Raw genomic sequence first — 24109 nt, 5'->3', positions numbered from 1 at the left:
GAACCTGAACGCAGCTTCTCACCTGCACGACAGCGTCATGTCTGAAATACAGTGAGCGAATTAAAAGGGAGTGATTTATTTAGCGGTGGTGGGTCGTGCAGGATTCGAACCTGCGACCAATTGATTAAAAGTCAACTGCTCTACCGACTGAGCTAACGACCCGCTACGGGATATGCTACACAGAGATTGTTTGGTGGGTCGTGCAGGATTCGAACCTGCGACCAATTGATTAAAAGTCAACTGCTCTACCGACTGAGCTAACGACCCAAACATTCGGCTGCTTTTAGCGATTCAGCATCGCCTTGGCAACGGCGGCATATATTACTAATATAATTTTTCTGTGCAACACATTTTCCGAAAAAAAAGCTCAACTGCTTATCCCTTGAACTCTCCAGCGCAAAAACCACGCATATCGCGCAGTTTTTGTGCCAGAAAGGGAATCACAAACTATCCAAACGCTTCTGAGCTTGTTTTGCACCATCAGTATTGGGGTAGTTCTTTACCACCTGTTGGTAGACTGCCTTGGCTTTATCAGTCTGACCTTTTTCCTGCATGATGAGGCCAACTTTGAACATGGCTTCCGGTGCTTTCGGTGATTTAGGGTAGTTTTTGACAACATTAGCGAAGTAATACGCCGAGTCATCTTTTTTACCCTTATTGTAGAACAATTGCCCTAACCAGTAATTCGCATTCGGCTGGTAGGTTGAATCAGGATATCGTTTAACGAAATTCTGAAACGCCGCAATCGCCTGATCATACTGTTTCTTTTCCAGCACCAATGAAGCAGCTGCGTTGTAATCGGTATTCGCATCACCCGTCATAGCTGGCGCTGCGGAACTTGTACCGGTGTTACTTGCGGCTCCTGCATCGCTGGCTGCCGCTGGTGCAGACGCCGCAGCATTAGCTGCCGATGACGCACCAGAAGAGGATTGACCGCCGCTCTGAGAACCCAGGCTGTCAATTTGCTGATAGATCTGCTTTTGACGCTCAACGACCTGATTCAGCTGATATTGATTTTCCTGGATTTGGCCGCGCAAGCCATCGATATCGCGCTGAGTGTCGGCGAGTTGTTGCTGAAGTTGGGTTAATAACTGACTATGAGCGTTGGAGATACGCTCCAGCTGAGTGACTCGATCTTCTACCGAGCCTGAGCCGACATTACTGATTGGCGCTTGGGCAGTAGCGGCCCAAGGGGCCGCTACGCCAACCAGTAACGACAGACTCAACATGTGATGTCTGAAGTTACTGCTCATGCGATTCTCTTAGTATACCAGAACGGCACGACGGTTCTTGGACCATGCAGCTTCGTCATGACCCAGAACGGCAGGTTTCTCTTTACCATAAGAAACCACGGAGATCTGATCGGCAGACACGCCTTTACCCTGCAGATACATCTGCACAGCATTAGCACGACGCTCGCCCAGAGCGATGTTGTATTCCGGTGTACCACGTTCGTCCGCATGACCTTCGATGGTCACTTTGTAAGACGGGTTGCTACGCAGGAAAGCAGCGTGGGCATCCAGCATCTGAGCGAAGTCAGGACGAATGTCATATTTGTCCAGATCGAAGTAAACGATATTGTTGCGCTGCAGTTCCTGCATCTGCAGACGAGCCTGCTCAGCAGAAGACATGTTACCGCCATTTTCCATACCAGCACCGCCGTTCAGGGAGGACTGGTCATTGTTAGCGTGTTTGTTGGAGCTACATGCGGCAACAGCCAGCACCGGCAGAGCCAACATCAGGCCTTTCAGCACTTTATTGAATTGCATTTCTATGTCCTTTAAATAGGTTATTGTACATATTTTTGATTACATATACGGCGACCAGGTAGGGAATCTCACCTGACCATCGGTTGCCGGAAGACGCGCTTTAAAACGCCCGTCGGTCGAAACCAGTTGCAACACGGAACCCAGTCCCTGTTTGGAGCTGTAGATTACCATGGTGCCATTGGGTGCGATACTCGGCGTTTCATCCAGGAACGTGTCCGTTAACACTTGAACGCCACCCGTTACCAGATCCTGTTTGGCGATATGCTGAGCGCCACCATTGGAGCTGACCATCACCAGGAATTTACCATCGCTGCTGATTTCAGCATCCTGATTCTGGGAGCCTTCCCAGGTCAGACGCTGAGGAGCACCGCCGTTGATACCGATTTTATAAATCTGGGGACGACCGGCCTGGTCAGAAGTATAGGCCAGCGTTTGGCTATCAGGGAACCAGGTCGGCTCAGTATTATTACTGCGACCATCTGTTACCTGAGAAATCTGGCCAGAGCCCAGATTCATCACATACAAATTCAGGCTACCACTTTTGGACAGCGCAAAAGCCAGTTTAGACCCATCCGGTGAGAATGCCGGCGCACCATTGTGACGTGGGAAAGACGCAATTTGTCTGATATCACCATTGGCCAGTGTCTGTACCACCAGCGCAGAACGGCCACTCTCGAAGGTCACATAGGCCAGTTTGCTGCCATCAGGAGACCAGGCCGGTGACATCAACGGTTCTGGAGAGCGATGAACCACAAATTGGTTGTAACCGTCGTAATCCGCTACACGCAATTCATACGGATACTGCCCGCCATTGGTTTGCACCACATAAGCGATACGCGTACGGAAAGCGCCCTTGATGCCTGTCAGCTTCTCGAAAACCTCATCGCTGGCGGTATGCGCAGCATAACGCAGCCACTGCTTGGTCACTTTGAACTGGTTCTGCGCCAGCACGCTGCCTGCACTGCCGGAGGTATCTACCAGTTGATAGGAAACCAGATAGCCATCGGCTGTCGGCTGAACCTGCCCGACGACTACCGCGTCAATACCCAGAGCGGTCCAGGCAGACGGCGTTACTTCAGCCGCGGTACCCGGCTGTTGTGGCATACGGCTGGGGTCGATAGGGTTGAATTTACCGCTGTTACGCAAATCTGCAGCAACAATGCTGCCGATCTCTTCAGGAACTGCGCCGCCCGTCGATTTAAACGGAACCACGCCGATCGGCCGTGCGGAGTCGACCCCCTGAGTAATTTCAATACGGACTTCTGCATGCAACACAGCCGTCCACAGCATCAGAAAACTCAATGCAATTTTTAATGCCTGCTTCATCTCATCTCCCTTATCCCGGCTCCAGAGCCTACGATAACCTGGCAGCGTTTAACAAACCCATATCAACAAACACGATGTGCACGGTGACCAGTGAAGACATAGTCGTAAACTCCGCCAACTGGCAACCGGATCACTGCGGTTTAAAGTCTATTGGTGCGTTCTTGAAAGCCTCATATACATCAGAGGTGGGTGGCTTCGGTATCCGAGCCTGCTTGGCCGCAGCAATTGCCGCCTGACACAATGCCGGATCGCCGCCCTCGCTCTTCACATCGATTAGCAGGCCATCAGGCGCCAGTCGGATGCGTAACGTACAGGTACGTCCTTTGTAGGACTCCCAGTCATAAAACTTGCTCTGAATCGCGGTACGAACCTGGCTGCCGTAACTATCCAGCGCCGCGCCCGATGCCCCGCTCTTCTTATTATTACCGGCCCCGGCTGGTGCATTACTACCGGCTGCATTACCCCCACCTTTGGGAGCATTCTTCGATGAAGCCAAACCACCTAGCAGGTCATCAACCTCACCCGCCTGCTTGGCAGCAGCAGCCGCGGCTTTTTTCTTGTCGTCTGCCGCTTTCTTGGCAGCAGCAGCGGCCTCAGCTTTCTTAGCCGCTTCAGCCGCGGCTTTTTCCTTAGCAGCCTCTGCCGCCTTAGCTTTGGCATCGTCTTCAGCTTTCTGCTTAGCCTCAGCAGCCGCTTTAGCCTTGGCGTCGTCTTCAGCTTTCTTCTTGGCTTCAGCTGCAGCAGCCGCTGCCTTAGCTTTTGCTTCTTCTTCCGCTTTCTTCTTCGCGTCAGCAGCAGCCTGTTTTTTCGCTTCGTCTTCCGCCTGCTTCTTCGCTGCGGCAGCAGCCTTAGCCTGCTGTTCGGCTTCTGCTTTAGCCTTCGCGGCCGCTGCTTCGGCTTGTTTTTGCTGTTCCTTCGCTTTCTGGGCGGCTTCCTCCGCCTGTTTTTGCTGTTGCGCCTGTTCCTGCGCTTGTTGTTTCGCTTCTTCTTGTGCCTGCAGGCGTTCTTTTTCCAGTTCTTTTAGCCGCTGCTGTTCGGCAGCCTGTTTCGCCTGCAACTCTTCAGCCTGCTGATCTGCCTGTTTTTTACGCAGTTGCTCAGCGCGGCGAGCGTCACTCTGCTGCTGTTGCTGACGATTGTATTGATCGACCACCGCACTGGGGTCAACCATCACCGCGTCAATGGATGAACCGCCGCCACCACCGCTGGCGTCATCCATCTTCTGGTTCAGTGAACTCAGAATCAGCAACGCAATCAGAATAACGTGCAAAACGACCGAGATTATGACGGCTCGCTTTAGCTTATCGTTTCGTTCGTTTGCCTTTAACACAAAGGATTCCCAAAAACAGTTTTGCCAGACAAATGATGCCTATCCTTTTCAGATGTCATCATTCACGGACTCGCCGGTCAAATCGGCTGCGTCATCAACCCGACAGATTTGACACCGGCCTGATGCAACAAATTCAGCGCCTTGATGATCTCATCATAAGGAACATCTTTGGCACCCCCGATCAGAAAGACCGTTTTCGGGTTTGCGGTCAGGCGAGACTGAGCTTCAGCCACCACCTGCTCCGCAGGCAATTGATTCATACGGTTATGATCAACGACCAGACTGTATTGCCCCACACCGGATACCTCGACAATCACCGGCGGATTATCGTTGCTGGATACGGTCTTGGATTCGGTTGCATCCGGCAGATCCACTTCCACGCTCTGAGTGATGATTGGTGCAGTTGCCATGAAGATCAACAACAACACCAACAACACGTCCAGCAGAGGAACAATATTAATCTCGGATTTCAGCGACCGGCGGCCGCTACGCGCACGAGCCATATCACCTCCTGATTAACGGTTGCCTTCGCTGGAGAAAGCCTGACGGTGCAGGATAGCAATAAACTCTTCCATGAAGTTGTCGTAATTCTGTTCCAGTTTGTTCACACGCTGGTTCAGCCGGTTATATGCCATAACGGCCGGGATTGCGGCGAACAGACCGATAGCGGTAGCAATCAATGCTTCGGCGATACCTGGCGCCACCATCTGTAGTGTCGCCTGCTTCACCGCCCCCAGAGCGATGAACGCATGCATAATCCCCCATACGGTACCGAACAAACCGATATACGGGCTGATAGACCCGACGGTGCCGAGGAAAGGAATATGGGTTTCCAGTGTTTCCAGCTCACGGTTCAAGGAAATACGCATGGCACGGGAGGCCCCTTCCACCACCGCTTCCGGTGCATGGCTATTGGCCCGATGTAACCGCGCGAACTCCTTGAAGCCCGCATAAAAAATTTGCTCAGTACCTGTCAGATTCTCACGACGAGTCTGACTTTCCTGATAAAGGCGAGACAGCTCAATACCCGACCAGAATTTGTCTTCAAACGCTTCGGCGTCACGCGTCGCAGCATTCAGAATACGGGTACGCTGAATGATAATCGCCCAAGAGGCAATGGAAAAACCGATTAAAATTAACATGATAAGTTTAACCAGAAGGCTAGCCTTCAGGAACAAATCAAGAATATTCATGTCAGTCACTGCTTAAACTCCGCGACAATAGACTTAGGAAGCGCAACCGGCTTCATTTGAAATGGATCGATACATGCGACTAAAACCTCGGCATGGCTCAGCAGGGTGCCATACGAGTCAAGAATGCGCTGTGCGAATGTCATGGAAGCGCCGCGTATCGTAACGATTTCGCTTTGCACTTCCAGTAAATCGTCAAGACGCGCCGGGGCAAGATACTCAATCGTCATTTTACGTACAGCAAAGGCAATATGTTCATTCATGAGTACGCGCTGATGAAAATCGTGCGCGCGCAACATTTCAGTTCTGGCTCGTTCATAGAAGGCCACATAACGCGCGTGATAAACCACACCACCTGCATCTGTATCTTCATAGTAGACACGCACTGGCCAGCGGAACACTTTATTACTCACTCTACATCCCGGTAATGCGATAAACCCCGCTACTATACGCAAGAGGGATAAAGTTGGGAATGGGTTCTATGTACAGGAAGGTAAATAATTATGGGTTGCGGACAACCCATAACCAAAAGGAATGAAAAGCTATCCTACAGGAAGTAGTAATACAATCCTGCGGCCAGGATCACAAAGGCTGGAAGGGGGGAAAAGAAGGCTCGCCAGCGCATTCTCTGCGGACGAAACCCTACACCATGCACGACCCCCGTACACACCGCCCAAATCAACACGATTCCCTGCCAGACAGCCAGTGAGCTGGTGCGAGCGGCAAAACGCGCAGGCTCCCAGAAAACACATCCAGCCAGTAATAACGCCATGATCAGGGAAAGGGCCCGTAACGGGCCCTTATCCATACAGCGGTAAAGACGATCAATAACCATCATTACAGTTTATCTTTATTCGTCTTGGTTGCTTCGCTCTGCTCCAGTGCCAGAGCAGTAATCACGCCCAGCGAACAAGCAAGAAGCGTTCCCAATATCCAGGCAAAATACCACATAAATCAGGCTCCTTACTTAGTACAACGAATGAGAATTCTGCTCGATATGCTCTTTAGTGATGCGTCCGAACATCTTGTAGTAACACCAAATGGTGTAGGACAGCACGATCGGGACGAAGATAATCGCCACCACAGTCATCACTCGAAGCGTCAGCAGGCTGGAGGTTGCATCCCACATGGTCAGACTGACATTAGGTACGGTCACTGACGGCATGATGAACGGGAACATGGCAATCCCAGCAGTCAGGATCACGCAGGCGATACTCAGGGAGGAGAACAAAAATGCCATCGCTCCCTTGCCTGCCCGCGCCATGAGCGCAGTCACCAGAGGCAACACCACACCGAGCAGCGGAATAGCCCACAGCACAGGGTGGCTATTGTAGTTGACCAACCAGGCACCAGCCTGACGAGCTACTTCTTTATGCAGCGGGTTAGACTCGCCAGCCGTATTAATGACCGACGTTAGTACATAACCATCAATGCCATAAACAACCCAGACACCCGCCAGAGCAAACGTCACCGTCAGCGCCAACGAAGAGAACTGAGCGACTTTCTTGGCACGGAACAGCAGGTCGCCGGAAGTACGCATCACCAGGTAAGTCGCCCCCTGCGCCACAATCATGCTCAGGCTGACAATACCTGCCAATAACCCGAACGGATTGAGCAACTGGAAGAAGTTACCGGTGTAGTACAAGCGCAGATACTCATCCACATGGAACGGAACACCCTGCAGCAGGTTACCGAATGCAACACCGATAACTACCGGCGGGACGAAACTACCGATGAAGATGCCCCAATCCCACATATTGCGCCAGCGTGGATCTTCGATTTTCGAACGGTAGTCAAAGCCGACCGGACGGAAATACAACGATGCCAGAACCAGAATCATCGCGATGTAGAAACCGGAGAACGCAGCGGCGTACACCATCGGCCAGGCAGCGAACAGCGCACCACCAGCCGTGATCAACCATACCTGGTTACCGTCCCAGTGCGGCGCGATGCTATTAATCATCACGCGGCGCTCTACATCATTACGCCCCATCAGGCGTACCAGCACACCGACGCCCATGTCAAAACCATCGGTGACAGCAAAACCGATCAGCAGCACACCAATCAGCAGCCACCAGACAAAACGCAAGACTTCATAATCAAACATAGTGGACTCCTGTTACCGTACTTCCTGAGCCGCGATCGGCTGTTCGAAGTGATAAGCACCTGTTTTCAGACTGCTTGGACCCAGACGCGCATACTTGAACATCAGGTACGTTTCAGCCACCAGGAACAGCGTATACAGACCGCAAATCAGTCCCATGGAGAACAGGATGTCTCCCGCGGTTAGCGAGGAGTTGGCGACAGCGGTCGGCAACACTTCACCAATCGCCCACGGCTGGCGACCGTATTCTGCAACAAACCAACCGGCTTCAACGGCAATCCACGGCAGCGGGATGCCATACAGCGCGACGCGATGCAGCCAGCGTTTCTGACCAATCTTGTTGCGCAGCACCGTCCAGAAAGACAGGCCGATAATCAACAGCATCAGCACGCCACACGCCACCATAATGCGGAAGGAGAAGTACAACGGCGCTACACGCGGAATAGAATCTTTAACCGCCTGCTTAATCTGTGCGTCGCTGGCATCCGCCACATTCGGGGTATAGCGTTTCAACAACAGGCCATAACCAAGATCCTGTTTGTTTTTCAGGAACTCAGTGCGTACAGCCGGGTCGGTGTTACCGGAGCGCAGTTGCTGCAACAGATGGTAGGCCTTCATACCGTTGCGGATACGAACTTCATGCTGCTCCATCAGTTCTTTCAGACCAGTCACCGTCTTGTCGGTAGAACGGGTAGCGATCAGACCCAGCATGTAAGGGATCTGAATTGCATACTTGTTCTCCATCGTTTCCTGGTTCGGAACACCGAACAAGGTAAACGCAGCAGGTGCTGGTTGGGTTTCCCATTCTGCTTCGATAGCCGCCAGCTTGGTTTTCTGTACGTCGCCCATCTCGTAACCAGACTCGTCGCCCAGCACGATAACAGACAGTACAGCCGCCATACCAAAGCTTGCTGCAATCGCAAAAGAACGTTTGGCAAAAGCCACATCACGTCCTTTCAACAGGTAGTAGGAGCTGATACCCAAAATGAACATCGCACCGGTACAATACCCTGCCGCGACGGTGTGAACGAATTTCACCTGTGCAACCGGGTTCAATACCAGATCAGCAAAGCTCACCATCTCCATGCGCATGGTTTCGAAGTTGAAATCCGAAGCAACCGGGTTCTGCATCCAGCCGTTGGCCACCAGAATCCACAATGCAGACAAGTTAGACCCCAACGCCACCAGCCAGGTTACCGCCATGTGCTGCACTTTGCCCAGTCGATCCCAGCCAAAGAAGAACAGCCCAACAAAGGTAGACTCCAGGAAGAACGCCATCAATCCTTCGATTGCCAGAGGTGCACCGAAGATATCGCCGACATAGTGAGAGTAATACGACCAGTTAGTACCGAACTGGAATTCCATGGTCAGACCGGTAGACACACCAAGGGCAAAGTTAATCGCAAACAACTTGCCCCAGAACTTGGTCATATCTTTGTAGATTTGTTTGCCAGACAAGACATACACGGTTTCCATGATCGCCAGCAAAAACGCCATCCCCAGCGTTAAAGGCACGAACAGGAAATGATACATCGCGGTCAAGGCAAACTGTAAACGTGACAGTTCGACTACATCAAACATCTTAACTCCTTGCTCCTCGCAGGAGGGTCTTTAGCTCGCTGTACAGACAAGCCACTAAATACCCGGCAGTTAGTAACCTAAAGAACACAACAATTGCTTTAGCACAGGCCTCAATATGCGCCACCACGTCATCACGACGCATTTGAAAAGTAAGCCGAAGAAAAAATTACAGAATTACGAATACTATACTCAGATATGAGTATAGTTATATTACGCCTCTACAACCTTACAATAAATAGGTTTTTACGTGATGCGGATTGAGTTTTTTGATTTTACGCCAATCGCCACGTTACGGGCCCTCAAGGGCATAATTGACCCACCGCAATTTAATCTTATTTCCGAACAGATATCCAGTTTAGATTTTTGATCTAAAACAATTATCACCCCAGATGTTAATAAATATCATCTTTTATTTTACACCTCATTAAATGTTAATCTGATGTAATCGTCTGGTTTCTGAAGCGTGCCGTTAATAATGTATTTTTGTTTTAAATAAAAATAGCACTAGTTGATCTAAAATATGGAAATTTTTAATTTATACGCTTGGTGTTATTTTATTGTTGCCAGATTGATTAAATATATTTCCATGGAGCTACATTTTTGCGACAAGGTTCAAATATAAAAAAGGCCACCTGAGGTGGCCAAACATGTCGAACCTGGAAGGTATGACACACTATATTCAGTACAGTGCATTCCGCTTAACGTGACAGCACTGCTTTTACCGCATCACCAATGTCAGCCAGGCTGCGTACTGTCTTCACGCCTGCCGCTTCAAGCGCAGCAAATTTGTCATCTGCCGTACCTTTACCGCCAGCGATAATCGCTCCAGCATGGCCCATACGCTTGCCTTTCGGCGCGGTAACACCAGCAATGTATCCCACTACGGGTTTGGTGACGTGTTCTTTAATGTAGGCCGCTGCTTCTTCTTCAGCAGTACCACCAATTTCACCGATCATCACGATAGCTTCGGTCTGCGGATCCTGTTCGAACAGCTTGAGAATGTCGATAAAGTTGGAACCTGGAATCGGGTCGCCACCGATACCCACACAGGTCGACTGGCCCAGACCAGCATCAGTAGTCTGTTTCACTGCTTCATAAGTCAGCGTACCTGAACGGGAGACAATACCGACTTTACCCGGCAAATGAATGTGACCCGGCATGATACCAATCTTACAAGCACCCGGGGTGATCACACCTGGGCAGTTCGGGCCAATCATACGCACACCACTTTGCTCCAGCTTCACTTTCACCGTCAGCATATCCAGCGTCGGGATACCTTCGGTGATACAGATGATCAGTTGGATACCTGCATCAATGGCTTCCAGAATGGAATCTTTACAGAACGGAGCAGGTACATAGATAACAGACGCCGTCGCACCCGTGGCTTCTACCGCTTCACGTACCGTATTAAATACGGGCAGCCCCAGATGTTCAGTACCACCTTTACCTGGCGTTACACCACCCACCATCTGCGTACCGTAGGCAATCGCCTGCTCAGAATGGAATGAACCCTGACTGCCGGTAAAACCCTGACAGATGACTTTGGTGTTTTTATCGATCAGAATGGACATTATTTACCCTCCACTGCTGCAACCACTTGCTGAGCCGCATCCGTCAGGCTGGTCGCAGCAATGATGTTCAAACCACTATCCGCCAGTTTCTGCGCACCCAATTCAGCATTGTTGCCTTCCAGACGCACAACGACCGGAACGTTCACGCCCACTTCCGCTACCGCACCGATAATACCGTCGGCAATCAGGTCACAACGAACGATACCACCGAAAATATTGACAAACACCGCTTTCACCTTGTCATCAGACAGGATGATTTTGAATGCTTCGGTTACACGTTCTTTGGTCGCGCCACCACCCACATCGAGGAAGTTAGCCGGTGAACCACCGTGCAACTTCACGATGTCCATGGTACCCATCGCCAGACCAGCACCATTCACCATACAACCGATGTTGCCATCCAGTGCGACATAGTTCAGTTCCCACTGAGCAGCATGTGCTTCACGGGCATCTTCCTGGGAGTGGTCACGCATTTCGCGCAGTTCCGGCTGGCGGAACAGGGCATTACCGTCGGCACCCAGCTTGCCGTCCAGACACACCAGATCGCCTTGTTTAGTGATAACCAGCGGATTGATTTCAACCAGTGCCAGGTCACGTTCCAGGAACAGTGTCGCCAACCCCATGAAGATTTTGGTGAACTGCGCAACCTGCTTACCGCTTAACCCCAGCTTGAACGCCAGTTCGCGGCCCTGATACGGTTGAGGCCCGGTCAAGGGATCCAGAGCGACTTTATGAATCAGATGTGGCGTTTCTTCGGCCACTTTTTCAATTTCAACACCACCTTCGGTGGAAGCCATGAATACCACACGGCGAGTACCACGATCGACTACGGCACCCAGATAAAGCTCTTTATCAATATCCGTCGCACCTTCCACCAGAATCTGATGAACCGGCTGACCGTTAGCGTCCGTTTGGTAGGTAACCAGACGTTTACCCAACCAGTTTTCAGCAAAGGCGCGAATCTCTTCTTTGCTGTTCACCAGTTTCACGCCGCCAGCCTTACCACGGCCACCAGCATGCACCTGACACTTAACAACCCACGGGCCAGCACCAATCTTGGATGCGGCTTCTTCCGCTTCACGCGGTGTTGTGCAGGCGTAACCGGTGGGTGCCGGTAAACCATACCGAGCAAAGAGCTGTTTTGCCTGATACTCATGTAAGTTCATGATGTTCTATCCATTTAAGTTTGAAGATAAGTCCAGAGACTCTCTGTCGTGGATAACGCCGCCGCACAGAGGCAACGGCCTGCATAGCACATAATAAAGGCGGCAGGACGCAGGCCAGCCGCCTTTTACTACAACGGGTTAGACATCCAGCAACAAGCGAGCCGGGTCTTCCAGCATTTCTTTAACAGTAACCAGGAAACCAACTGATTCGCGGCCATCGATCAGGCGATGATCGTAGGACAACGCCAGATACATCATCGGCAGGATGACAACCTGGCCATTCACTGCCATTGGGCGATCTTTGATAGCATGCATGCCCAGAATCGCGCTCTGCGGCGGGTTGATAATCGGGGTCGACATCAGAGAACCGAACACGCCACCGTTGGTAATAGTGAAGTTACCACCCGTCAGCTCTTCAACGGTCAATTTACCGTCGCGGCCTTTCACCGCCAGTTCTTTGATTTTCTTCTCGATCTCGGCCATGCCCAGCAAGTCGACATCTTTCAGCACCGGCGTTACCAGACCGCGTGGAGTGGATACCGCAATGCTGACGTCGAAATAGTTATGGTAGACCACATCTTCGCCATCAATAGACGCATTTACTTCCGGATAGCGCTTCAGTGCTTCCACGACCGCTTTGATGTAGAAGGACATAAAGCCCAGACGCACACCATGACGTTTTTCAAACGCTTCGCCATACTGCTTACGCAGATCCATAATCGGTTGCATGTTGACTTCGTTGAACGTGGTCAACATGGCGGTACTGTTTTTCGCTTCCAGCAAACGCTCAGCAACACGCTTGCGCAGACGGGTCATCGGAACACGTTTCTCGCTGCGGCCCCCCAGAGCGGCAACAGGTTGTGCCGCCGCCGGTGCTTCAGCCGCTTTGCTGGCTGGTTTCTGACCAGCCAGGTGTTTTTCCACATCTTCGCGAGTGATACGCCCGCCGACGCCACTGCCTTTAATAGCGGAGGCGTCCAAATCATGTTCAGCGATCAAACGACGAATCGCCGGGCTCAACGCATCATTATTTTCATCTTCCAATCCAGCGGTGTGACGCTGTGCCGGAGTAGATTCTTTGCTCTGCGCTTTTTCGCTGGTTTCTTTCCCGGAGTTATCTCCCGGGCGCAAACGTCCCAGAACCTGGCGAGATATCACGGTAGCGCCTTCAGCTTCCAGCACCACTTCCAGTACACCCGCTTCGATAGCCGGTACTTCCAGCACCACTTTGTCGGTTTCAATTTCAACCAGCACTTCATCACGCTGGACGCTATCGCCCGGTTTCTTGTGCCAGGTAGCGACAGTCGCGTCAGCTACAGATTCCGGCAGATCAGGGACAAGAATATCTACGCTACTCATTATCTATCCTTATTCATTTAATTAACGTTCAGCGCGTCATTAACCAGAGCTTGTTGTTGTTTCTGGTGTACGGACATATAGCCAACGGCGGGTGAAGCAGAGGCCGGGCGACCGGCATACCGCAACGAGGCACCAAAAGGAATCACCTCACGGAAGTGATGCTGGCTGCAATACCATGCGCCCTGGTTCAGCGGCTCTTCCTGGCACCAGACAAAATCATGCACGTGAGCGAACGGTTCCAACGCGGCCTGCACCGACTGATGCGGGAACGGATACAACTGTTCGATACGCACTATCGCCACATCGTTCTGTTCATTCTTGCGACGCTGTTCCAGTAAATCATAGTAGACCTTGCCGGAACACATCACGACGCGCTTCACTGCTTTTGGATCCAGACTGTCAATTTCCCCTATTGCAGGCTGGAACTGCCCATTAGCCAGTTCATCCAACGTAGACGTCGCCAGCGGATGACGCAGCAACGATTTCGGCGACATCACAATCAGCGGACGGCGCATACCACGCAACGCCTGACGACGCAGCATGTGGTAGACCTGAGCCGGTGTGGAGGGAACGCAGACCTGCATATTTTGCTCAGCGCACAATTGCAAGTAACGCTCCAGACGTGCGGAGGAGTGCTCTGGACCCTGACCTTCATAACCATGCGGCAACAGCATGACCAGACCACACATACGACCCCATTTCTGCTCGCCGGAGCTGATGAATTGGTCAATCACCACCTGAGCGCCGTTGGCGAAATCACCAAATTGCGCTTCCCAGATAGTCAGCGTACGTGGCTCAGCCGTAGCGTAACCGTACTCAAATGCCAGCACGGCCTCTTCAGACAGCACCGAATCCCAGACATTGAAAACGCCCTGAGCATTATGAACATACGCCAGCGGTGTATAGGTAGAACCACCCTTCTGGTTGTGAACCACAGCATGGCGATGGAAGAAGGTACCGCGACCGGCATCTTCGCCAGACAAACGTACCGGAATGCCTTCGTCTACCAGTGTGGCGTAGGCCAGTGTTTCCGCACCACCCCAGTCAAACAGTTTTTCGCCCGCCGCCATTTCAGCACGGTCGTTATAAATCTTGGCGACACGCGGCTGCATTTCCAGCGCTTCTGGCACCTCGCTGATACGGCGTGCCAGTTCCTGCAAGCGCTTGGTTTCAACTTTATGCGGATACGGCTCGTCCCACTCATGGTTGAGATAAGACATCCAGGTGAAAGAGTGCATGTCCATCGGACGCCACTCGTCTACCACACATTCACCGGCATCCAGCGCATCGCGGTAAAGATTGACCAGCTCGGTAGCGTCGGCAAGCGTTGTTATCTGCTGCTGCTCCAGACGGTCAGCGTAGATTTTACGCGGCGTTGGGTGTTTTTTGATTTTCTGGTACATCACCGGCTGGGTAGCGCTCGGCTCATCGGCTTCGTTATGGCCGTGGCGGCGGTAGCACACCAGATCGATAAAGACATCACGCTGGAAGGTATTACGGAAATCCAGCGCCAGACGGGTAACAAAGGCTACCGCTTCCGGGTCGTCAGCATTAACGTGGAAGATAGGTGCCTGCACCATCTTGCCGATATCGGTACAGTATTCGGTAGAACGGGCATCGAGAGGGTTGGAGGTGGTAAAGCCGATCTGATTGTTGATAACAATACGGATCGTACCGCCAACTTCGTAACCGCGTGCTTTGGACATGTTCAGGGTTTCTTGCACTACCCCTTGCCCTGCGATCGCGGCATCGCCGTGAATAGTAATCGGCAACACCAGTGAACTACTGGGGTTATCCAGACGATCGATACGGGCACGTACCGACCCTATGACTACCGGGCTGACAATTTCCAGATGCGATGGGTTAAACGCCAACGCCAGGTGGACCTTACCGCCCTCAGTTTCCATATCGGAGGAGAAGCCCTGATGGTACTTCACGTCCCCCGTGCCGAGATGATCTTTGTGCTTACCGGAGAACTCGTCGAACAGATCCTGGGGTTTTTTCCCCATCACATTCACCAGTACGTTGAGACGACCACGGTGGGCCATCCCCATCACCACTTCACGCGTACCATTTTTGCCCGCGTGACGGATTATTTCCTTCAGCATCGGAATCAGCGCATCGCCACCTTCTAGCGAGAAGCGCTTGGCGCCGGGGAACTTGGCACCCAGGTAACGTTCCAGCCCTTCAGCGGCGGTCAGTTCTTTCAGGAAGCGTTTTCTTTCTTCAACGCTAAAGCTGGGTTGCCCCACCACCGACTCGATACGCTGCTGAATCCAACGTTTTTCGTCGGTGTTGGTGATGTGCATGTATTCCGCACCGATCGAACCGCAGTAAGTCTGCTTCAGTGCGCTATACAGTTCGCCAAGCGGCATGGTTTCTTTACCAATGGCGAATGAGCCAACGTTAAAGCTCTCTTTCAGATCGTCATCGGTCAGGTTGTGGTAAGCCAGATCCAAATCGGCTACGCGCTCTTGTTTCCACAGACCCAGCGGATCGAGGTTGGCATGCTGATGCCCACGGAAACGGAAAGCGTTAATCAGCTGTAACACTTTGACTTGCTTGGCATCACTGTCGGGATCAGTAATGGAAGAAGTATAACGCGAAGCATCTTTCGCCAGACGGCGAAAATAGTCGCGGGTTTTGGAGTGAAGTTGATCCGGTTTAACCCCAGTGGTAGGAAGTTGTTGAAAAATCGAACGCCAGCTGTGATCAATAGAATCTGGGTCGGTTAAAAAATCTTCATAGAGCTGCTCTATGTAGGACTGGTTCGCGCCCGCCAGATAGGAGGAATCCAGCCAGGCCTTCATTGCGCCGTTCTGCATTGTGATCCCTTAAGCTAATTAGCTTCAGTTTTCGCCGTGGTTAACATGTTCTATGTTGCCGTTATAAAACGGGTTGCCGTAAAACGGTTCACTTGTTGTGCTTAGTTACGCACAATGCGGATAGTCTTATCCTGAAGGAACCTTTAAAAAACGGTTTAAGCGCACAAGCCGGTTTTTAAAGGTTTCCTGCTGCTCCCCCGCCTCGCGACGGGGGAAACAGTGTGCTACTAGAGCCAGAACTCAGGCGCTACGCTGCAGCAACATCGACTTGATGTGGCCGATAGCGCGCGTCGGGTTCAGTCCTTTCGGACAAACGCTGACGCAATTCATGATGCTGTGACAGCGGAATACGCTGAAAGCATCGTTGAGATCATCCAGACGCGCCTTGGTTTCCGTATCGCGACTGTCAGTCAGGAAACGGTAGGCTGCCAGAAGACCTGCAGGCCCGACAAACTTATCAGGGTTCCACCAGAAAGATGGGCAGGATGTCGAACAGCATGCGCACATGATGCACTCGTACAGCCCATCCAGTTTTTCCCGCTGCTCAGGTGATTGCAGATGCTCACGAGCAGGTGGATTCTTCCCATTATTCAACAGGTAAGGCTTAATTTTCTCATATTGAGCATAGAACTGCCCCATGTCTACCACCAAATCACGTACGACTGGCAGTCCAGGCAGGGGACGAATCACAATTTTGTTATTGCCATTGCGTAGGGTGGACACTGGCGTGATGCAGGCCAACCCATTCTTGCCATTCATGTTCAGACCGTCGGAGCCACACACCCCTTCACGACAGGAGCGACGGAATGCCAGTGTCGGGTCCTGCTCTTTGAGGCGGATCAGCGCATCGAGCAGCATCATGTCACGGCCTTCTTCCGCTTCCAGCGTATAGTCCTGCATGCGCGGAGCGCTATCGACATCCGGGTTATAACGATAAATGGAAAATTCAACTTTCATCGCTTTCTCTCCGCAAAATTAATAGGTACGCACTTTCGGCGGGAACGCCGGACGCAGTTTAGGCTGCATGTTTACCTCACGGCGCGTCATGCTTTCGGTTTGCGGTTGATACAGCGAATGGCACAACCAATTCTCGTCATCACGATCAGGATAGTCGAACCGGCTGTGAGCTCCACGGCTTTCGGTACGGAAATTTGCCGATACCGCCGTGGCGTAAGCCGTTTCCATCAGGTTATCCAGTTCCAGACATTCAATACGCTGGGTATTGAACTCGCTGGACGTATCGTCCAGACGGGCGTTTTTGAGCCGTTCACGGATCACTTTCAGCTCTTCCAGCCCTTTCGCCATGGCATCACCTTCACGGAATACCGAGAAATTGTTCTGCATGCAGGACTGCAACGCTTTGCGAATTTCCACCGGGTCTTCACCGGAACGGGTGTTATTCCAACGGTTCAGTCTGTCCAGCGAGGCCTCGATGTCAGAATCGCTGGCATCACGCGTCACGCCCTGTTCGGCCAGAGATTCCTGCAGGTGCATCCCCGCAGAACGCCCGAACACCACCAGGTCGAGCAACGAGTTACCACCCAGACGGTTAGCGCCATGTACTGATACACAAGCGATTTCACCTACAGCGAACAGACCAGGGATAACGACATCCTCACCCTTCTCATTCACTGTCAGTGCCTGACCTGTCACCTTGGTTGGAATCCCCCCCATCATGTAGTGGCAGGTCGGAATAACAGGAATCGGTTCTTTCACCGGATCAACGTGTGCGAACGTACGGGACAACTCCAGAATACCCGGCAAACGGGATTCCAGTACTTCTTTACCCAGGTGATCCAGTTTCAGCTTGGCATGTGGTCCCCACGGACCATCACAACCACGGCCTTCACGAATTTCAATCATGATCGAACGGGCTACCACGTCACGTCCGGCCAGGTCTTTAGCGTTGGGTGCATAGCGTTCCATGAAGCGCTCACCGTGTTTATTCAACAGGTAACCACCCTCACCACGGCAACCTTCGGTCACCAGTACGCCCGCACCGGCGATACCGGTCGGGTGGAACTGCCACATTTCCATGTCCTGCACCGGGACATCGGCACGCAGCGCCATACCGACACCGTCGCCGGTATTAATATGGGCATTGGTCGTAGACTGATAAATACGACCGGCTCCACCGGTTGCCAGCACGGTAGCGCGCGCTTTGAAATAAACGACTTCGCCGGTTTCAATACAGATAGCCGTACATCCAACCACCGCGCCATCCTGGTTTTTCACCAGATCCAACGCATACCACTCGGAAAACACCGTGGTGTGGTTTTTCAGGTTCTGTTGATACAACGTATGCAACAGCGCGTGACCGGTACGGTCTGCCGCCGCTGCAGTACGGGCAGCCTGCTCGCCGCCAAAATTCTTAGATTGACCACCGAACGGGCGCTGGTAAATGCGTCCGTCATCAAGACGGGAAAACGGCAGACCCATGTGTTCCAATTCCAGAATCGCTTCCGGACCGGTTTTACACATATATTCGATAGCGTCCTGATCACCGATATAGTCGGAACCTTTCACGGTGTCATACATGTGCCATTCCCAGTTATCTTCATGGGTATTACCCAACGCTACCGTGATGCCGCCTTGGGCGGATACGGTATGAGAACGGGTCGGAAACACTTTTGATAACAGGGCACAGGACAGGCCCATCTGGGAAATCTGCAGCGCAGCGCGCATACCTGCGCCACCTGCACCGACGACAACGGCATCAAACTCTCTGACTGGCAAATTCATCACGCACCCCACACCACAACAGTTCCATAAATGACGTACACCAACAACGCGACGACGATAGCCAGCTGCAACGTCAGCCGGATAGCCAGCGGTTTGATATAGTCAGTCAACACCTGCCACATCCCGATCCAGGCATGGACCAGAATGGCGAACAGCGTCAGCAGGGTGAACACCTTGGTGAGATGCATGGCGAAGAAACCGCGCCAGACTTCATACGTGATGTTACCGGCGCTGGCCACAAAACCAACGATATACAGGACATACAGCACGATGACGATGGCAGAAGCGCGAAGTAATAACCAATCGTGTACGCCATTACGCCCCAATGCGGAGGCATTGCTTACCATACGAGGACTCCAGCCAAAAATGAAAGCACGACAGTAATGATGAAAGAGGTTTTTGCAGAACGTGATCCCGCTTCGAAGTTCTCTTCGATATAGCCGAAATCCATCAACAGATGCCGCAGACCACCTACAATATGATAGGCCAGTGCGGTCAAAATGCCCCAGACAACGAATTTCACGATGAAGCTGCCCATGATGGCCGCCGCCTGAGCAAACCCTTCTTGCGAAGAGAGAGACAGGCCCAACAGCCACAATAGGATACCTACAGCAACAAACGTTATAACGCCGGAGACACGGTGAAGAATAGATGCTATCGCGGTAACGGGGAACCGGATCGTTTGCAGATCCAGATTGACAGGTCTTTGTTTTTTCACGAGTTTGCCCACACAGCTTTTATTATTTTCTTCCTCCGGACCTGTTGTGGGGTCAGACAGTGTGGACGGTGAGATGATGCTTGTCTCTGTCAATGTACGGCTGGATACAATCCTTTATTTTCATCCGCACAAACCGATCACACTGGGTGCTCCTACTGCAGGGTATTCCGGAGACCTGGCGGCAGTATAGGCACTTCACATTCTTATTACAATTACCCTACAAACTGTTTGGGCACATTTGCCCTGAACAGTGATTGAGATCACGATTTTCACAATTTATATAAAATTAATTATCTGATTTGACAAATCTTCAACATTTAAATTACAACTAGGGCCCAAGAAACCTGTTGTCCTGTTAAAGCTCATCGGTAGCTCTTTCCCATTCGCCAAAGTTATGTAACAGTGGGAAACAAAGTCCCCGGAAAAATTATAAGTACTGGCTACAATTAGAGCAGGACAGGGCTAAAACCCGAGCTGGGAGAAGGGGAGTTCATCCTGACTGTGTGACCGCCTGACGATACGCCTGACGATAATAGTCAACTCTGTACCCGATTTGGTTTCCGACGACAGTTTGGTTTCCAACTACAGGGCGACGTCTGGTCTGTTTACTTTGTCCAGCGTGCGGGCATGACGGTATTTCTGCAGTGACGAATTTTTAAAATTAAAGATTAAAGCGCTAAGGAGACTGTAAATGGCTGATAAAAAAGCAACGCTTACAATAGACGGCAATGAAGCGATTGAGCTGAATGTCCTGTCTGGTACGCTTGGCAACGATGAAATCGATATTCGTAGCCTAGGTTCTAAAGGTTATTTTACGTTTGACCCCGGTTTCACTTCCACCGCATCCTGCGAATCCAAAATCACTTACATTGACGGCGATGTGGGCGTACTGCTACACCGCGGCTACCCGATTGCGCAACTGGCGGAAAAATCCAACTATCTGGAAGTCTGTTATATCTTGCTGTTTGGCGAAGCGCCGACACAAGAACAGTATGACACTTTCAAGACGACCGTAACCCGCCACACTATGATTCACGAGCAGATCACGCGTCTGTTCCACGGTTTCCGTCGCGACTCCCACCCTATGGCGGTGTTGTGTGGCGTAACCGGCGCACTGGCAGCGTTCTACCATGATTCGTTAGATATCGGAAACGAACGTCATCGTGAAATCGCCGCTTACCGTCTGCTGTCGAAAATGCCGACCGTCGCGGCCATGTGTTACAAATATTCCATCGGCCAGCCGTTCGTGTACCCACGTAACGATCTGTCCTATGCGGGTAATTTCCTGCACATGATGTTCTCAACGCCGTGCGAAGAGTACGTTGTCAACCCAGTGTTGGAACGTGCCATGGACCGCATCCTGATTCTGCATGCAGACCACGAGCAGAACGCGTCTACCTCTACCGTGCGTACCGCTGGTTCCTCCGGCGCTAACCCGTTCGCGTGTATCGCCGCTGGTATTGCTTCACTCTGGGGGCCGGCACATGGCGGCGCCAACGAAGCCTGTCTGCGTATGCTGGAAGAAATCAGTTCTGTGGAGCACATTCCGGCCTTTATCAAACGCGCCAAGGACAAGAACGATTCGTTCCGTCTGATGGGCTTTGGTCATCGCGTGTACAAGAACTACGACCCGCGTGCTACCGTAATGCGTCAGACCTGTCACGAAGTTCTGAAAGAACTGGGTACGAAAGACGACCTGCTGGAAGTGGCGATGGAGTTGGAAAACATCGCGCTGAACGACCCGTACTTCATTGAGCGTAAACTCTACCCGAACGTAGACTTCTACTCAGGTATCATTCTGAAAGCCATGGGTATTCCGTCAACGATGTTCACGGTGATTTTCGCGATGGCTCGTACTGTCGGCTGGATTGCTCACTGGAGCGAAATGCACGGCGAAGGGCTGAAGATCGCGCGTCCACGTCAGCTGTATACCGGCCACGCCGAACGCGACTTCGAGCCGTCAGTCACCAAACGCTAAGCATCATCACAGTTAGTCAAATAAGTAAGGTCGGGTATTTACCCGACCTTTTTACTTTCTTTCTGTTCTTTATCTTCAGAGCATGCCGTATCCACGCTTTTCTGCTAACGGGCCGTAACCTGTATGCCGTATCGCGTGAAACTCTCCCTAAGCCGACGGGCAAAAACCAGCGCATGCTCGTTGTCGCCATGCAAGCAGACCGTTTCTGCCTGTACCGAGACCCAACTGCCATCCTGAGCCCGAACCCGCTGACGCTGCACCATCTCCAGCGTCTGAGCCAACGCCAGTTCGTCGCTACTGATCACGGCAGAAGGCTGATCACGCGGCACCAGCGAACCATCGGCCTGATAGCTACGATCAGCGAAAACCTCCTGACGGCACTTCAACCCGGCGCGCTGACCAGCACGGATCAATTCACTCCCCGCCAGCCCTACCAGACACAACGACGAGTCGACCGCCGCAACCGCACGGGCAATCGCCTCTGCCAGCGCCGGATCGCGCGCCGCCTGATTGTAGAGCATGCCATGTGGCTTCACATGAAACAGGCGTGCCCCTTCTGCCTTAACGATCGCTGCCAGGGCACCAATCTGATACAGCACCTGCGCATATACCGTGTCCGGTGGTACGTTCATGGCCGTCCGGCCAAAGTTTTCGCGATCAAAAAAGCTCGGATGAGCCCCGATCGCTACGCCATACTGGATAGCCCAACGTACCGACTGGCGCATCAGACTGGCATCGCCAGCATGAAAACCACAAGCGATATTGGCGGAGGAAACCAGCTGTAGCAACGCCTCGTCATGTTGACCGCCTTCTCCCAGATCGGCATTCAAATCAATGACCATGTAACCTCCAGGCAATCTGCTCCAGATAGCGGGATTGCTCCTGCCATGCTCGCTGCGCTTCATCCAGCGAGCAGCGAATAAAGTGCACCGGTTCTCCCAGACGCAACTGCGCCATGTTGTAAAGATCGGCGTCAATCACACAACCGATACGCGGATAACCGCCGGTAGTCTGCGCATCCGCCATCAACACAATAGGCTTGCCGTTATGCGGCACCTGAATCACCCCCGGCAACAGACCGTGCGACAGCATTTCTCGCTGCTTTTCGCGCACTAACTCTGGCCCCAACAGGCGATATCCCATGCGGTTACTTTGCGGACTTAGGTGCCAGCCGGTACGCCAGAAATTATCGCGCGCCGCTTCACTAAACTCCTGATATTCCGGTCCTGGCAACACACGTACCCGGTTACCGAACAGCAGTTGCTTCACCCCCACTGAACGTTCGGGCAAGCGTGCTGGTTTCCCTAACGGGAGCACATCGCCTTCCGCCAGCAGTCGCCCTTCCAACCCACCAATCCCGGCTTTCAGGTCAGTACTGCGGGAGCCTAGTATCTCTGGTACGGCAATCCCTCCGGATACCGCCAGATAGCTGCGCATACCGTTACGCGGCGAGCGCAAGCGTAGCGTCTGGCCTTTTTGTACCGGAAAACACCAGCCGGTCCACAACGTTTTACCGTCCAATAAGGCGTGGCAATCCGCACCGGTCAACGCTATCCAGCATGGCGCGGTAAACGTAACGACCAGTTGCCCCAGTGTAATTTCCAGCGCGGCCGCAGTCGTTTCGTTCCCCACCAGCAGATTGGCGAGTTTCAACGCCGGACTATCCAACGCGCCACACTGACTGATCCCCAGTTGACGCCAACCTGGACGCCCGAGATCCTGCACGGTGGTTTGCAACCCTGCGCGAATAATCTTCAGCATATTCCCTCCCGCTGGGGTATAAAGCGCACCCGATCGCCCGGTCTTAACAACACCGGCGGTGTCTGCGTCGGCTGGAATAACGCCAGCGATGTCTGGCCAATCAGTTGCCAGCCGCCCGGCGTACTGAGCGGATAGATACCGGTTTGATTGCCGCCAATCCCGACTGAACCGGCTGGCACCTGCACGCGTGGTTCGGCACGACGAGGAGTAAACAGCGCCTCATCCAACCCGCCCAGATAAGGGAAACCGGGCTGGAAACCCAGAAAATAGACCACATAACGCCCGGCAGCATGACGTTCCACCACCTGCTTTGGCGTCATACCGCAGTGCTCAGCCACCGTTTTCAGGTCCGAGCCGTAATCACCGCCATACGTCACCGGAATATCAACGTCACGGGCCTGCTCTTGCGCGAAGGATGCGCTCTCTTCCCACCAACGTTGCAACCGTTCGATGGCATCCAGCGCCTGTTCGCGGGGGTGTCTGAGCACCACCGTCAGGTTATTCATGCCGGGAATGACTTCACTGACCTCATCATGCCCAGTCAAACGCTCTGCCAGCCCCCAGATCCGCTGCTGGCTTTCCAGTCGTAACGGCGGTTCCAGCTCCAGCACCACCGCTCTCTCACCCAGTAAATAACAGCGTGCACGTTGCATTCCACCTCCCGACTGATGTATCTGCCCTATCTCGCG

Annotated in this window: 23 protein-coding genes and 2 tRNA genes; 1 reads left to right on the top strand and 24 read right to left on the bottom strand. The window is 52.4% G+C overall.

All coding sequences use genetic code 11. The annotated features are described in order from the left end of the window. Window positions 1-86: 86 nt before the first annotated feature. The 21 genes from DZE2538_RS05805 to sdhC form a co-directional block, all read right to left on the bottom strand. Window positions 87-162: transfer RNA gene (locus DZE2538_RS05805), tRNA-Lys, on the bottom strand. Between the two features lie 29 nt (window positions 163-191). Next, window positions 192-267: transfer RNA gene (locus tag DZE2538_RS05800), tRNA-Lys, on the bottom strand. A 173-nt stretch (window positions 268-440) separates the two neighbouring features. Beyond that, the gene (cpoB, locus tag DZE2538_RS05795; protein ID WP_038913454.1) at window positions 441-1253 is read right to left on the bottom strand and encodes a cell division protein CpoB; all 813 of its coding nucleotides are present in this window, start codon (window positions 1251-1253) and stop codon (window positions 441-443) included. Between the two features lie 9 nt (window positions 1254-1262). Then, window positions 1263-1769 (bottom strand): peptidoglycan-associated lipoprotein Pal, encoded by a 507-nt coding sequence (gene pal, locus DZE2538_RS05790; RefSeq protein WP_016941932.1) that lies wholly within the window; start codon window positions 1767-1769, stop codon window positions 1263-1265. Window positions 1770-1808: 39 nt separating this feature from the next. Continuing rightward, on the bottom strand, window positions 1809-3095 hold the full coding sequence (gene tolB, locus DZE2538_RS05785) for a Tol-Pal system beta propeller repeat protein TolB (RefSeq protein ID WP_023639244.1): 1287 nt from the start codon (window positions 3093-3095) through the stop codon (window positions 1809-1811). Between the two features lie 130 nt (window positions 3096-3225). After that, window positions 3226-4425, bottom strand: a complete 1200-nt coding sequence (gene tolA / locus DZE2538_RS05780; RefSeq protein ID WP_019845438.1) for a cell envelope integrity protein TolA — start codon at window positions 4423-4425, stop codon at window positions 3226-3228. 77 nt (window positions 4426-4502) lie between these two features. Next, entirely contained in the window at window positions 4503-4928 is a 426-nt protein-coding gene (gene tolR, locus DZE2538_RS05775; RefSeq protein WP_012883918.1) for a colicin uptake protein TolR, read from the bottom strand. Between the two features lie 12 nt (window positions 4929-4940). Next, on the bottom strand, window positions 4941-5627 hold the full coding sequence (gene tolQ, locus DZE2538_RS05770) for a Tol-Pal system protein TolQ (RefSeq protein ID WP_012770580.1): 687 nt from the start codon (window positions 5625-5627) through the stop codon (window positions 4941-4943). Then, window positions 5624-6028 carry a tol-pal system-associated acyl-CoA thioesterase gene (gene ybgC, locus DZE2538_RS05765; protein WP_019845437.1) on the bottom strand — a complete coding sequence of 135 codons (405 nt, stop codon included), beginning with the start codon at window positions 6026-6028 and terminating at the stop codon, window positions 5624-5626. Before ybgC ends, tolQ begins: the two co-directional genes overlap by 4 nt. Before the next feature lie 134 nt (window positions 6029-6162). After that, the gene (gene ybgE / locus DZE2538_RS05760; RefSeq protein ID WP_012883916.1) at window positions 6163-6453 is read right to left on the bottom strand and encodes a cyd operon protein YbgE; all 291 of its coding nucleotides are present in this window, start codon (window positions 6451-6453) and stop codon (window positions 6163-6165) included. After that, entirely contained in the window at window positions 6453-6566 is a 114-nt protein-coding gene (gene cydX / locus DZE2538_RS20170; protein WP_012883915.1) for a cytochrome bd-I oxidase subunit CydX, read from the bottom strand. The genes ybgE and cydX overlap by 1 nt, the downstream gene beginning before the upstream one ends. 16 nt (window positions 6567-6582) lie before the next feature. Continuing rightward, window positions 6583-7722, bottom strand: a complete 1140-nt coding sequence (gene cydB / locus DZE2538_RS05755) for a cytochrome d ubiquinol oxidase subunit II (RefSeq protein WP_038915809.1) — start codon at window positions 7720-7722, stop codon at window positions 6583-6585. Window positions 7723-7734: 12 nt separating this feature from the next. Beyond that, entirely contained in the window at window positions 7735-9300 is a 1566-nt protein-coding gene (gene cydA / locus DZE2538_RS05750; protein ID WP_019845435.1) for a cytochrome ubiquinol oxidase subunit I, read from the bottom strand. A gap of 698 nt (window positions 9301-9998) precedes the next feature. After that, on the bottom strand, window positions 9999-10871 hold the full coding sequence (gene sucD / locus DZE2538_RS05745) for a succinate--CoA ligase subunit alpha (RefSeq protein WP_016941937.1): 873 nt from the start codon (window positions 10869-10871) through the stop codon (window positions 9999-10001). After that, window positions 10871-12037: an ADP-forming succinate--CoA ligase subunit beta gene (sucC, locus tag DZE2538_RS05740; protein WP_019845434.1), complete on the bottom strand. Its 1167-nt coding sequence runs from the start codon at window positions 12035-12037 to the stop codon at window positions 10871-10873. Before sucC ends, sucD begins: the two co-directional genes overlap by 1 nt. Before the next feature lie 138 nt (window positions 12038-12175). Further along, entirely contained in the window at window positions 12176-13396 is a 1221-nt protein-coding gene (gene odhB / locus DZE2538_RS05735) for a 2-oxoglutarate dehydrogenase complex dihydrolipoyllysine-residue succinyltransferase (protein ID WP_019845433.1), read from the bottom strand. 17 nt (window positions 13397-13413) lie between these two features. Next, window positions 13414-16221 (bottom strand): 2-oxoglutarate dehydrogenase E1 component, encoded by a 2808-nt coding sequence (gene sucA / locus DZE2538_RS05730; protein ID WP_038915808.1) that lies wholly within the window; start codon window positions 16219-16221, stop codon window positions 13414-13416. Between the two features lie 240 nt (window positions 16222-16461). Next, complete coding sequence (locus DZE2538_RS05725; RefSeq protein WP_019845431.1) at window positions 16462-17178, bottom strand: succinate dehydrogenase iron-sulfur subunit; 717 nt, start codon at window positions 17176-17178, stop codon at window positions 16462-16464. An 18-nt stretch (window positions 17179-17196) separates the two neighbouring features. Beyond that, on the bottom strand, window positions 17197-18963 hold the full coding sequence (sdhA, locus tag DZE2538_RS05720) for a succinate dehydrogenase flavoprotein subunit (RefSeq protein WP_038915806.1): 1767 nt from the start codon (window positions 18961-18963) through the stop codon (window positions 17197-17199). After that, window positions 18963-19310 (bottom strand): succinate dehydrogenase membrane anchor subunit, encoded by a 348-nt coding sequence (gene sdhD, locus DZE2538_RS05715; protein WP_019845429.1) that lies wholly within the window; start codon window positions 19308-19310, stop codon window positions 18963-18965. Before sdhD ends, sdhA begins: the two co-directional genes overlap by 1 nt. After that, entirely contained in the window at window positions 19304-19693 is a 390-nt protein-coding gene (gene sdhC, locus DZE2538_RS05710; RefSeq protein WP_023639242.1) for a succinate dehydrogenase cytochrome b556 subunit, read from the bottom strand. The genes sdhD and sdhC overlap by 7 nt, the downstream gene beginning before the upstream one ends. Before the next feature lie 679 nt (window positions 19694-20372). Here sdhC and DZE2538_RS05705 point away from each other — a divergent pair. Continuing rightward, window positions 20373-21659 (top strand): citrate synthase, encoded by a 1287-nt coding sequence (locus tag DZE2538_RS05705; RefSeq protein WP_019845427.1) that lies wholly within the window; start codon window positions 20373-20375, stop codon window positions 21657-21659. Between the two features lie 104 nt (window positions 21660-21763). On the opposite strand, the gene pxpA is transcribed toward DZE2538_RS05705, so the two are convergent. Genes pxpA through pxpB form a run of 3 tightly spaced genes read right to left on the bottom strand, consistent with a single transcriptional unit; the run spans window position 21764 to window position 24073 of the window. Continuing rightward, entirely contained in the window at window positions 21764-22501 is a 738-nt protein-coding gene (pxpA, locus tag DZE2538_RS05700; RefSeq protein ID WP_038915805.1) for a 5-oxoprolinase subunit PxpA, read from the bottom strand. Then, window positions 22491-23420, bottom strand: a complete 930-nt coding sequence (gene pxpC, locus DZE2538_RS05695; RefSeq protein ID WP_019845425.1) for a 5-oxoprolinase subunit PxpC — start codon at window positions 23418-23420, stop codon at window positions 22491-22493. The genes pxpA and pxpC overlap by 11 nt, the downstream gene beginning before the upstream one ends. After that, window positions 23414-24073, bottom strand: coding sequence for a 5-oxoprolinase subunit PxpB (gene pxpB / locus DZE2538_RS05690; protein WP_038915804.1), 660 nt, complete (start codon window positions 24071-24073; stop codon window positions 23414-23416). Before pxpB ends, pxpC begins: the two co-directional genes overlap by 7 nt. Window positions 24074-24109: the final 36 nt, after the last annotated feature.

It is taken from the genome of Dickeya zeae NCPPB 2538, from assembly GCF_000406165.1.
Classification (GTDB): domain Bacteria; phylum Pseudomonadota; class Gammaproteobacteria; order Enterobacterales; family Enterobacteriaceae; genus Dickeya; species Dickeya zeae.
This window is presented reverse-complemented; position numbering and strand designations above follow the sequence as displayed.